We start from the raw sequence: 12,534 nt of genomic DNA, 5'->3' as shown, positions 1-12,534 counted from the left end.
TCTATGAGCGCACACGACAACGAATATGACTTACTCATTATTGGCGGTGGTATTAACGGCGCTGGCATTGCAGCCGATGCTAGTGGTCGTGGCTTAAAAGTACTCTTATGTGAGCAGAACGATTTAGCCTCTGCTACCTCTTCTAATAGCAGCAAACTTATTCATGGCGGGCTTCGCTATTTAGAGAATTATCAATTTAGATTGGTAAGAGAGGCCTTGCGTGAGCGTGAAGTACTGTTAAAAAAAGCACCGCATATTATGTGGCCACTGTCTTTTCGACTGCCGCACCAAGCACATTTGCGTTCGCCATGGATGATTCGCATGGGGTTATTTATTTATGACCATCTAGCCTGGCGTAATACTTTACCCCCTTCAAAGGCGATTGAGTTTAACAGCGATAGCGTACTTAACAGCAGCGTCACCCAAGGCTTTGAATACGCAGACTGCTGGGTTGATGACGCGCGCTTAGTGATTTTAAACGCACAAGCAGCGCATAATTTGGGCGCCACAATTGCAACACGCACGCGCTGTATTAAAGCCACCCGTAACGCAAACTATTGGAATGTAATTTTAGAGCAGCAAGCTAGCAAGCAACACCTAAATATTAAGGCTAAAAGTGTTGTAAATGCTGCAGGCCCTTGGGTCGCGTCATTATTTGAAGATGTATTTACCCAGCCCACACCACATACTGTTCGCCTTGTAAAAGGCAGTCACATTGTGGTGCCTCGAATTCATAGCCAGCCAGTTGCCTATATTTTACAAAATGAAGATAACCGCATTGTATTTGTGATTCCTTATGAGCAAGATTACTCACTAATTGGCACCACTGATGAAGATTATTCCGGCGATATTGCTGATGTAAAAATTAGTGAGCAAGAAATCGAATACCTGATCAGTATTACTAATCATTACTTTAAAAAGCCAATAAGCAAAGCGGATATTGTGCACACGTTTAGTGGCGTGCGCCCGCTGTTAGATGACAAATCAACAGATGCCCAAGCGGTCACCCGCGATTACAAACTGATATTAAATAATGAAGCTGATCACGCCCCATTATTAAGCGTATTTGGTGGCAAAATTACCACCTATAGAAAGCTTGCAGAAAATGCCGTTAATAAATTAGCGCCCCTTTACCCAAAATTGAGTCGCTCGTGGACGAAAGACACCCCTTTACCAGGTGGCGACTTTAGTAACCAAGCATACCTTATCGCACAGTTAGAAAGCAGCTATCCTTGGCTGCCAATCGACACCTTAAAACGTATGGCTCGCAGCTATGGTACGCTTAGTTATCAATTATTGGGTAAAAGCCAAGCAATCGGCGATTTAGGTTATCACTTTGGCCATGGCTTATATGCAAAAGAAGTTGATTACTTAGTAAACCATGAATGGGCAAAAAGCAGCGCAGATATATTGTGGCGCAGAACTAAGCTCGGACTACGCTTTACTGAAAAACAAGTCATTGCTCTGGCGCAATATTTAACTAAACATCCTGCTTGCCACAGCTAAACTGCGATTAACTCGTTGCAACAATGTGCTGTGTTAATGCGGCTTTTTCATCAGCCGAAAGCGTTTGCTTTGTTTTGCTGGCAAAGTCGTATCGCACCATGACAGTTTTACCAATTGCACAGCACTTATCTTGCTGCCAGGCTTCTTGGCGGATCACAAATGAGCTATTACCAATCTGCTCTATGCTGGTGTTAATTGTCACCTCATGGGCATAAAATAACTCGCCAACAAACGACACTTCAACCTTAGCAATAATTAACTTCCAGTTGTGAGGATTAAGATCAGGAGTAAAAAATTTAAAAATAGGTACTCGGGCTGCTTCAAACCAAACTGGGAGTACGGTATTGTTGATGTGTCCGAGTGCATCCGTTTCGCTAAAGCGCGGCATCACTTTTTCAGTAAACATAATAATCCATAATAATTAAACAGGTAACTCATGACGGACTTTATCCGCGTGTATGACAACGCGCTCAGCAGTGACTTTTGTGATAACTTTATCACTACCTTTTCTCAAAGCCCGCATATTAAACAAGGGATGACATCGGGCGGCGTTGATCTTAATAAAAAAGATAGCCACGACCTGCACTTAAACAATCATCCTGAATACGCAGAACAATTAAAACATATTCAACAAACCACTGCACAGTATGTTTTTAAATACATTGAAGAACATATTTTTATGATGATTGGGGCATTTGGCTTAAAAGTGTATCACCCAAAAACAGGTCAGCCGGTAGATTTAACTCATGCCAATTATGACGAAGTAGGTAAACCACAACTTCCTTTATTGGTGCAGCAAATTTTTAGGCTCGGTAATATTCAAGCACAAAAATATGATGTCAATAAAGGGGGCTATCCGTATTGGCATAGTGAGGTGTATCCGCAGTTACAACATAATGAAGCCCTGCACCGGGTATTGTTATTTATGTTTTATTTAAATGATGTTGAAGAAGGCGGAGAAACCGAGTTTTATTATCAAAATCGTAAAATAGCCCCTAAAAAAGGCAGCATGGTGGTTGCTCCAGGATATTTCACGCATACACATAGAGGCAATAAGCCAGTATCAAATGATAAGTATATTTTAACCTCATGGGTTTTGTTTAATCGAGCAGAGCAAATATATGGAACGCCACAAAGCTAGGTAATCAGCCAATAAAAAAGCCATAAGTAATTTTTACTTATGGCTTTAAAAAGTATTGAATAAATAAGGGATTAACCTAGTAGCTCATCAAACAAATTAAATAGCGTGTCCATTTCTTCTAGGGTGTTGTAGTGCATGCAACCAATGCGTACTACGCCGCCCTTATCAAGCACACCCAGTTGTTTGCATAAACCTTGGGCGTAAAAATTACCATCCCATACACATACATGCTGTTTGCCCAAAAATTCAGATACTTGGCGAGGCTCTAACCCTTCAAAGGTCAGTGCAAACGTAGGGGTACGCTCACTTAAGCGAGCTAAGTCATCAATACCAAACAATTTAATACGCGGGTAATTAACCAGACGTGTTAAAAAGTATTCACTCAGCGCCATCTCGTGTTGTTTCGTTTTTTCAAACGCAACACGCAGTTTTTCTCGGCGTGAGTGACTGTCATCAAGTTCGCTAATTGCCGCAATGTAATCAACCGCCGCAATAAAGCCCGCTAGTGCTTCAAAACTTTGGGTACCAGTTTCCCAACGACCAGGAGCAATATCTTTCGCTGGCTCTACTTTATAAGGTGTAAACCCTTCTAAGTGCGAAGCTTTACCGTATACCATACCTAAGTGCGGACCAAAAAACTTATATGCAGAACACGCTAAAAAGTCACAATCTAATGCTTGCACATCGATTAGTTCATGAGGGGCATAATGCACAGCATCAACATACACCAATGCACCGACATTGTGCGCAAGCTCTATAATGCGTTTAATATCGTTAATAGAGCCAGTGGTATTTGATGCATACGTAACGGCAACTAATTTAGTGTTAGCGTTTAATAAGCTTTCAAAATGCGCCATATCTAAACTGCAATCGGCTTCGTTAATTAGCGCTGTGTTAACCACTGCACCTTTATCTTCAGCGGCTTGCTGCCAAGACGATACATTTGAAAAATGATCTGCATTGGTCACAATAATTTCATCGCCTGCTTGCCAACTGCGTGAAATCGCGCGGCTGAAGCTAAACGTAAGGCTGGTCATATTAGGGCCAAATACAATATTTTGTGCACTAGGGGCATTTAACAAATCAGCCGCCGCTTGACGCGCATTAGCCATCAGTTCAACCGTTTTGTCACTTGAGAAAAACGCACCGCCCAAGTTTGAATTATAATACCCTAAATAAGCAGTCATGGCACTGAGTACCGGTTGTGGTACTTGTGAGCCACCTGGTCCATCTAAAAACACCGGTGACTTGCCATCAACCGTTTGCATTAAAGCGGGAAATTGCGCGCGCAATTGCATTAAATTCATTTTATTTCTCTTAAGCAGTTAGTACAAAACAATCCAGGTAACCTGGTTTATTGGCATCAATTTTGTTCATTGGCGTGGCGTTATGCCATACCTGACGATCATTAATTAGTGCAAACATGCCGTCTTTTATTTCCATTTTAAAACACGGTTCTGCTTGTTGGTTTTCATAAACCAATAGCTCACCGCCTTCTAAATTTTCATGAGAAACACCACATACGCATACATGGTCAAACCCGTCTTGATGCACACCTTCAGGGGCTGCTGGCGTGTCGCTATCAATGGCAAGCATTCTAAATTGGTGAATTTCAATATCACGATCTGCATCAATACCGGTAATCGCACAAAATTCGCTAACAATATTTTTCATACCCTCAGACTCAAGCAAGCTTTGCTCTAAATTTTCGTAAGTACGTTCAACATTACCTTGAAAGGTATTAATTGAATCGTCTTGCACAAACGCTTTAGTCGCTTGAAGGTTGAGCTCACCATTTTGTAGTTTAACTACTGAATAACGGCGTTTGCGAAACGCACCATCTGCATATGGGTTTGCAGGTAAGTTATCAAAAGAAGGCTTAACCAAATCAATGTTGGCTTGGTTAATAAAACGAAGTTGCAGTAAATTCTGGTTGTTTAATGCGGTCATAAAATCCTGCTTATAATAATGATAATATTGGCAGGGATTTTAATGCATATAGCGAGGATTTTTTGCTTTATTATCCAACTCAAAAGCAAAAAATAATTAAATTTAATTCAATATAAGATTATTAAAGCATGAATAATCCAAATTAAATTTAAACGATAAAAAACCCGCCGAAGCGGGCTTTTCATTCAAACTCTATTAATTATACAGCTTGCTGAATAATTACGTTGTCTGCTTTTTTAGTGTACTGAGGCATACGGTGGAAGTTCAAGTAACGGTAGGTATCTGCTGCCGTTGCATTGATTTTCGCTGCATATTCTTGGTACTCAGCCGGAGTAGGTAATTTACCTAAAATTGCCGCTACTGCTGCCAGCTCTGCTGAAGCTAAAAACACATTTGCGCCTGTACCTAAACGGTTAGGGAAATTACGTGTTGAGGTAGACACAACCGTTGCTTTATCTGCAACACGTGCTTGGTTACCCATACACAGTGAACACCCAGGCGTTTCAATACGTGCTCCAACACGACCAAAGATACCGTAGTAACCTTCGTCCGTAAGCTGGTCTTTGTCCATCTTCGTTGGTGGTGCAACCCAAAGCTGTGTTGGAATACGACCTGTAAAACCATCGAGTAATTTACCCGCGGCGCGGAAGTGACCAATGTTAGTCATACAAGAACCGATAAATACTTCATCGATTTTCTCGCCTGTTACATCAGATAGTAAACGCGCATCATCTGGATCATTTGGCGCACAAAGTACCGGCTCTTTAATGTCAGCTAAGTCGATTTCAAGCACATGCTTGTACTCAGCATCTTTATCCGCTTCCATTAGTTCTGGGTTAGCTAGCCATTCTTGCATTGCTGTAATGCGGCGCTCAATCGTACGTACATCACCGTAGCCTTCAGAAATCATCCACTTAAGCATAACAATGTTAGACTCAAGGTATTCGCTGATCGACTCTTTAGAAAGCTTAACAGTACAACCTGCTGCTGAGCGCTCTGCTGATGCATCTGATAGTTCAAATGCTTGCTCAACAGTTAAGTGCTCAACTCCTTCAATTTCTAGTATACGACCAGAGAACTCGTTGATTTTACCTTTCTTCTCAACCGTTAATAGCCCTTCTTTAATACCGTAGTAAGGGATGGCATGAACGAGGTCACGCAACGTGATACCAGGCTGCATTTCACCTTTAAAACGAACCAAAATCGATTCAGGCATATCAAGTGGCATAACGCCTGTTGCTGCTGCAAATGCGACTGCACCTGAACCCGCTGGGAATGAAATACCTAATGGGAAACGAGTGTGTGAATCACCACCGGTACCTACGGTGTCTGGTAATAACATACGGTTCAACCATGAGTGAATTACACCATCACCAGGACGAAGCGATACACCGCCACGGTTCATGATGAAATCAGGAAGTGTATGATGCGTATTTACGTCAATTGGTTTAGGGTAAGCCGATGTATGACAGAAAGACTGCATGGTTAAATCTGCAGAGAAGCCTAAACAGGCTAAGTCTTTAAGCTCATCACGTGTCATAGGACCCGTGGTATCTTGCGAGCCAACCGTGGTCATTTTTGGTTCACAGTATTGGCCTGGGCGAATACCGGCAACATTACATGCTTTACCCACCATTTTTTGCGCAAGCGTAAAGCCTTTATCTGACACTTCAGTAACTGCTGGTACTTTAAATACGTCAGTTGCACCTAAACCCAGTGATGTACGTGCTTTGTCTGTAAGACCGCGACCAATGATCAGTGGAATACGACCACCAGCACGAACCTCATCAAGAATGACGTCTGATTTAAGTGTGAACGTAGAGATCACGTCATCAGTACCGTGACGTTTAACAACCCCTTCATAAGGGTAAATGTCGATTTGGTCACCCATGTTGAATTCATCAACATTTAATTCGATTGGTAATGCACCCGAGTCTTCCATTGTATTGAAAAAGATAGGCGCAATCTTGTTACCTAAACAGACACCACCTACGCGCTTATTTGGGACAAATGGGATATCAGCACCCATAAACCAAAGCACAGAGTTAGTAGCAGATTTACGTGAAGATCCCGTACCAACAACATCACCTACGTAAGCAAGTGGTAAGCCTTTAGTTTTTAATTCTTCAAGTTGAGTGACAGGACCTACTTCACCGTTTTTGTCAGGATTAATACCATCACGTTCTGTTTTAAGCATCGCTAGTGCGTGAAGTGGAATATCAGGACGTGACCATGCATCTGGAGCTGGTGATAAGTCATCCGTGTTTGTCTCACCCGTGACTTTAAATACAGTAACCGAGATCTTTTCAGCAACAGCTGGCTTATTAGTAAACCATTCTGCGGCAGCCCAAGACTCAATGATTTGTTTGGCGTATGTATTACCTGCTTTTGCTTTTTCTTCTACATCGTAAAACGCATCAAACATTAATAATGTGTTTGAAAGGCCCTTAACTACGATTGGCGCTAACGCTTCGTCATCAAGTAGGTCAACCATTGGCGCGATATTGTAGCCACCAAGCATAGTACCAAGCAATTCAGCTGCTTTTTCTTTAGAGAGAAGTGGAGAAACGGCTTCACCTTTTGCAACTGCCGCTAAAAAACCAGCTTTAATATAGGCTGCATCATCGACACCCGGCGGTACACGATTGATTAGTAGTTCTAGTACAAACTCTTCTTCACCTGCAGGTGGGGTTTTAATTAGCTCGATAAGATCAGCCGTTTGCTGAGCATCTAATGGCGCTGGTACGATACCTAACGCGGCACGTTCTTCTACGTGTTTACGATATTCTTGTAGCACAGTATTGCCCTCTTGGTGACGTGAAAGTATTCGGAAGTGTTTATAAAACAAACCATAACCCAATACTTATAGTATTCTAACGCTCAATTATAAAGCTTTTATGCATAGATTAAAATCCATCCACTTAGGCAGCTAGTTATACCGATTATTAATAATATGAATAGTGAATTTCATAAAGTCAACTTTCATGAATACTTATTAACAGCCATAAAAAAACCCAGCCTAAGCTGGGTTGTTTGTAAAGTAGTAGTACTATTTACGTTTAACTTTTACGCGTTCAACGGTTGATATATGCGCTTCAACGCGGCGGTTTTCTGCATGCGCTTCTGCCGTATTCGCTTTATTTACAAGACGCTCCTCACCATAACCTATCGTACTGATACGCTCTCTTGAAATACCATCTTTTACTAACTCATCGGCAACATCGTCTGCACGCTTTTGAGAAAGCTTTTTATTGTAGCCAGCATCACCCACTGCTGAAGCATGACCCTCAAGTAATACAGTTGTATCTGTATACTCTTTCATGAATTTTGATACCGCAGCTATATCATCAAAATATCTTTGTTTAACAATGGCTGAGTCATGTGGGAAAGTGACTAATAGCTTAGTAGTTACTTTAGACTCTTCGTATAAAGTGCACCCGTCACTATCAACTGCATCTGTTACTGGTGTGTTGGCGCATTTGTCATTAGCATCAATCACGCCGTCGTTGTCACTATCTAGAGGAGCAACTACTGCAGCTTCAACTACAGGCTCAGGAGCAGGCTCAACTGGTGCTACTGGTGCTGATTTCTGGCCAAAGAAGTAGTTAATACCTAACTTTGCGCCAACATCTGTGTAGCCTTTATCTAAACCTTGGTAAACACTGGTTTCAGCATTTACAAAGAAGTTGTCTGTAACAAAGTGTCGGTAACCTACACCTGCATTTACAAACGTGTTGTCATCAACAACATCAATATCTTTCAGACCGAATAAACCGTAAAAAGGACCGCCGCCAAAGTGGTAAAGCGCATCGATACCGTAACGTTCGCCGTCAATATCGTTGCGGTTGTTAAGTACTTTGTCGTGTGCATTAAAGTCTAGGTCTGCGTATTCTAAACGCGCGCTCCAGTAATCATTAAAGCGGTAACCTAATTCAGCACCCCAACCTGTTGACTCATTAACGTCAAGGCCAGCTTGATCACGCATGTTTTTCCACGAAGCATCGTAGTAGTCACCGAACGCACCGATGTAAAAACCTTCTTGTTCGGCAGCAAAAGTTGATGCGCTAGTTGCAGCTAACGCAATGGCAATTGTAAGTGATTTCAATTTCATTGTTTTCTTCCCATTTTAACAACTAAAAATGTAGCTAAGCATTGCTAGCCCTTCTAACTTACCTATACAGTAACTGAGCCTTTGTTAATCAATACTTAACGCAAATATATTTTTCCAATATCTAGGATAATAAAACTAGCCCATAAAAAATGTTACTGAACAAAGACTAGTTCAAAAAGCAAACAATCGCTTTAAACCCCATACGATTACTGACCTTTATGGGTATCATGGTATCACCCGCTCATAGTTTGCTCTATGAATGAACATCGCCGTGGTAAAAAATGACCTTTTATATTCATTTTCAAATGCAAAAAGCAGCACTTAAGTACCACAAAAAGTACGATAATTCTTATCATCTTCGGGCGGCGTTTGAAACTCAGTGGCCTGCGCATGGCTTGTGTAAGGGCTCGACATCACTTTGCTAAAACGACTGAGTAGCTCACTATCCCCATGCGTAGTGTACTGAGAAATAATCTCTTCAATAATATGATTACGGGGAATCACAGCCGGATTGGCTTGTCGCATCACTTGATAGCTGTGCTCATTAGTTCGCGTTTGCCATTTCTCTGCCCAAGAGGCGAGTACTGATGGTATTTCAGCTTGCCCATTTAACGACTCAGTTAACGCATTAAAAGTATTGGTATAATCAAGCTGGTGTTCTTTTAATAGCCCTAGTAACTCTCCCACCAGCTCATTATCTTTATCATCAGCTATTGTTAGCCCTAACTTTTGTACCCACATAGCACTAAATTGCTGATTAAACTGAGTCGAAAAGTCTGCAATAATAGGTGTCAGCATTGCTACGGCTTGCTCATCGTCGTCACTTATTAGTGCCATTAGACTCTCTGCTAAGCGAGCACAGTTCCAACTCGCCATGTTTGGCTGATTACCAAATGCGTAACGCCCTTGCTTATCAATAGAGCTAAACACGGTATCAAAATCAAACTGGTTCATCATGGCACATGGACCGTAATCTATAGTTTCACCACTAATTAAGGTGTTGTCGGTATTCATTACCCCATGAATAAACCCCACCCTCATCCAACTTACGACTAAGTTAACTTGATTGGTTATCACTGCGGCTAGAAAATCCAAGTATCGCTGGGCGCCAGTGCTATTAATTTCAGGGTAATGTCTTTGAATGGCTAAATCGGCTAAGTTTTTTAGACTGGTCAAATCGCCTTGGGTAGCTAAATATTGAAATGAGCCAACTCGAATATGACTACTCGCGAGTCGCGTTACAATAGCGCCAGGTTGAGGCGGGTTACGATAAACAGTTTCACCACTACCAACCACGGCTAAACAACGCGTTGTTGGAATGCCAAGCGCATGCATTGCTTCGCTCATTACGTACTCGCGAATGGCGGGACCTAATGCACAGCGCCCATCTCCACCACGCGAGAATGGCGTAGCGCCAGCGCCTTTTAATTGCAAATCCCAAAGCTGGTTTTTATCATCACTAATCGCGCCAAGTAAATGCGCTCGTCCGTCACCTAAGCGTGGAGAAAAATGACCAAACTGATGACCCGAATACCCTAATGCAACTGCAGAAACTGCTTGAGGTTCATTTCCACTGAATATATTTGCTCGAGAATCTGCATCCACTTGTATATTAAATTGCTCAGCTAAGGGCTCATTCCATAACAATAACTGTGGCGCTGTCACCTTGGCTGGATGATCGCTAATAGCAAATCCCTCACCAATGTCGGTATACCTTGGCACTAATTTCATGTTTAATCCTATTGTTTTTGGCTGATACCTACGCGATTGTCGCCGACACCATAAGCGACAATTAAGCTTAGCTCTTGCATGCTTAAGCCGCTTTGCTGCTGCAGTTCATTAAAGAATGCCTGCGCCGCACTTAGTGACTTTTTAGTTTGTAATCCACCATCTATAATTTTATGTGCACGCAAATAGCTTTCTACATCTCTTGAAAGTAAAAAAGTATCTTTTCCTAAGGCGCGCAGTGCATAAGGGCCGGTATTACCACCCAGCCTTGCACCATGCTTTTTTAAATACGCCCACAAGCCAATAATATCTTCACTTGGCCAGTTAGCAATAAACTCACTAAAGCCGCCGTGTTGCTCTGCAACTTCGTGGATCATATACGCATTATCAGTAATGGTTTTTACTTTTTTATAATTGCGCACAATCCGTTCGTCACTGGCTTTTTGTTCTAACATGTCTGGTGGCATCATCAATAGCTTTTCAACACTAAAGTCCCAGAAAACCTCTCTAAATCCGGCCCACTTACTGTTGATCACCGACCAATAAAAACCACTTTGAAAAACTTTCCGAGTAAATTCTTCTAGCCAATCATCATCACTTAATGTGACGAGTTGCTTTGTTGATAAAGGTTTTGAGAGTAACAACTTAAGCATTTTTTCAGAGCCCTTTCGCTCCACTGCACGCTTATAAATATCGCTAAATTTTTCCATCTGCTTAATACCTTACTTCGACAATAGTACTAGTGTACGAGAAAAGCAGCCAATACGTAATAACTGTCAATTGGGATGAATCTATCTGTATTTAGTCACTTGACACCTAGACGGCTAAAGTGGTTTAATCGCCACACTTACCCTATTACATTGTATTTGCTAATTGATTTTTCAATAGCAAGTGCAAAGGGCTGGAAGAGGTGCGTTATTCAGGTAGCGTATGTTAGGAGCGCAAACTCCATTGAGCATACGTGAGGGGAATTAACGCCGAGAGGTAACACTTTTTTGTGAAAGGTTACTTCGGGCGACTAGGTTGAATCCTAGCGACTGTCACCAATAACATATTTGGTGGAGAGCTTCTGGTCTTAGTATAATAAGGCCGTGCGCCCTATTAATTAAGCCCATTCGCTCTTCGAATTATAAATACATTCAAAGAGTCAGGCATCCTAAATACCCGCCAACAACTCGACGAATGCCCTATAAGTTCGTGAGAGATGATCAACAACTTCAATATTAACAATTTCCATTTATGGACTGCGCTGATCACCCCATTTGATCAAAATGGCCTAGTTGATTACGCAACCTTAGACACCTTGGTGGCCGAACAAGAAGCCGCTAACAACGGCATTTTATTACTTGGTAGCACTGGCGAAGGGTTAGCCCTGACCCTAAAAGAGCAGCAAGCCATAGTAGAGCATGTCTGCCAATTAGAGCCGAGCGTCCCGCTTATGGTCGCAGTCGGTGGTAGTAACTTAAAGCAGCAGCTTGAATGGGTTAACTACTGCAACCAACTGCCTATTCATGGTTTTTTACTTGGCTCGCCTTTGTACGCCAAACCCGGTGCAGTGGGGCAAACGCATTGGTTTGAAAGCCTGCTCAATGCCAGTTCTCATCCTTGTATGCTTTATAACGTACCAGGACGTAGTGCGGTTAGCATTCCCATTGCAACCATTGAAAACCTCAAACAACATAAAAATTTATGGGCACTCAAAGAAGCCAGTGGCTGTATTTCTCAATTTGAAGCCTATCGACAAGCAGCGCCTGAACTAGCCATTTTTAGTGGTGACGATGCCCTCATGCCTTATTTTGCCCAAGCAGGTGCAAAAGGTTTAGTGTCGGTTGCAGCCAATGCATGGCCAGTGCAAACCCATGAGTTTGTAAAGCGCAGTTTAAGCGGCCAACACCCTAATCTTTTTGTCCAGTGGTCTAGCGCTATCAATAGCTTATTTTCAGTAGCAAACCCTATTCCAGTCAAAGTGTTAATGCATTTACAAGGGCGTATTAGCAGTCCGCATTTACGTCCACCTTTAACACACCTTGAGCTGACACACACAGATGACATTTCATCGGCAAACAACACCATTTTATCTTGGCATTAAATACAGGTT

10 protein-coding genes and 1 riboswitch are annotated in these 12,534 nt (G+C 42.1%); of the genes, 3 read left to right on the top strand and 7 right to left on the bottom strand.

The genetic code is table 11. From position 1 onward, the window contains the following. Nucleotides 1-3: 3 nt before the first annotated feature. Nucleotides 4-1,506, top strand: coding sequence for a glycerol-3-phosphate dehydrogenase (gene glpD / locus P3J6_RS05350; RefSeq protein WP_198522405.1), 1,503 nt, complete (start codon nucleotides 4-6; stop codon nucleotides 1,504-1,506). Between the two features lie 7 nt (nucleotides 1,507-1,513). Here the strand turns inward: glpD and P3J6_RS05345 are convergent, their stop codons facing one another. Next, nucleotides 1,514-1,912, bottom strand: a complete 399-nt coding sequence (locus tag P3J6_RS05345) for an acyl-CoA thioesterase (protein WP_198522404.1) — start codon at nucleotides 1,910-1,912, stop codon at nucleotides 1,514-1,516. 30 nt (nucleotides 1,913-1,942) lie between these two features. Between P3J6_RS05345 and P3J6_RS05340 the strand changes: the two genes are divergently transcribed. After that, nucleotides 1,943-2,647 (top strand): 2OG-Fe(II) oxygenase, encoded by a 705-nt coding sequence (locus P3J6_RS05340; protein WP_198522403.1) that lies wholly within the window; start codon nucleotides 1,943-1,945, stop codon nucleotides 2,645-2,647. Between the two features lie 71 nt (nucleotides 2,648-2,718). Here the strand turns inward: P3J6_RS05340 and P3J6_RS05335 are convergent, their stop codons facing one another. The 6 genes from P3J6_RS05335 to P3J6_RS05310 all read right to left on the bottom strand — a co-directional run bounded on the left by P3J6_RS05335 (nucleotide 2,719) and on the right by P3J6_RS05310 (nucleotide 11,146). Further along, the gene (locus P3J6_RS05335) at nucleotides 2,719-3,954 is read right to left on the bottom strand and encodes a cysteine desulfurase-like protein (RefSeq protein ID WP_198522402.1); all 1,236 of its coding nucleotides are present in this window, start codon (nucleotides 3,952-3,954) and stop codon (nucleotides 2,719-2,721) included. A 10-nt stretch (nucleotides 3,955-3,964) separates the two neighbouring features. Beyond that, entirely contained in the window at nucleotides 3,965-4,597 is a 633-nt protein-coding gene (locus tag P3J6_RS05330) for a 2OG-Fe dioxygenase family protein (protein ID WP_138606691.1), read from the bottom strand. A 199-nt stretch (nucleotides 4,598-4,796) separates the two neighbouring features. Further along, the gene (gene acnB / locus P3J6_RS05325; protein WP_198522401.1) at nucleotides 4,797-7,394 is read right to left on the bottom strand and encodes a bifunctional aconitate hydratase 2/2-methylisocitrate dehydratase; all 2,598 of its coding nucleotides are present in this window, start codon (nucleotides 7,392-7,394) and stop codon (nucleotides 4,797-4,799) included. Nucleotides 7,395-7,646: 252 nt separating this feature from the next. Continuing rightward, nucleotides 7,647-8,708, bottom strand: a complete 1,062-nt coding sequence (locus P3J6_RS05320) for an OmpA family protein (protein ID WP_138606695.1) — start codon at nucleotides 8,706-8,708, stop codon at nucleotides 7,647-7,649. Nucleotides 8,709-9,029: 321 nt separating this feature from the next. Then, a complete protein-coding gene (locus tag P3J6_RS05315; RefSeq protein WP_198522400.1) occupies nucleotides 9,030-10,439 on the bottom strand; it encodes a protein adenylyltransferase SelO in 1,410 nt (469 codons plus the stop codon). An 8-nt stretch (nucleotides 10,440-10,447) separates the two neighbouring features. After that, the gene (locus tag P3J6_RS05310; RefSeq protein ID WP_198522399.1) at nucleotides 10,448-11,146 is read right to left on the bottom strand and encodes a DNA-3-methyladenine glycosylase I; all 699 of its coding nucleotides are present in this window, start codon (nucleotides 11,144-11,146) and stop codon (nucleotides 10,448-10,450) included. A gap of 187 nt (nucleotides 11,147-11,333) precedes the next feature. Beyond that, nucleotides 11,334-11,513: riboswitch (Lysine riboswitch) on the top strand. Nucleotides 11,514-11,640: 127 nt separating this feature from the next. Between P3J6_RS05310 and dapA the strand changes: the two genes are divergently transcribed. Continuing rightward, nucleotides 11,641-12,525: a 4-hydroxy-tetrahydrodipicolinate synthase gene (gene dapA / locus P3J6_RS05305; protein WP_178954618.1), complete on the top strand. Its 885-nt coding sequence runs from the start codon at nucleotides 11,641-11,643 to the stop codon at nucleotides 12,523-12,525. The last annotated feature ends 9 nt before the right edge of the window (nucleotides 12,526-12,534 follow it).

Origin of the sequence: Pseudoalteromonas sp. 3J6, from assembly GCF_903995135.1 — a bacterium.
Classification (GTDB): Bacteria; Pseudomonadota; Gammaproteobacteria; order Enterobacterales; family Alteromonadaceae; genus Pseudoalteromonas.
Note: the sequence above shows the minus strand (reverse complement) of the source record. Positions and strands in the feature narration are given on the sequence as shown.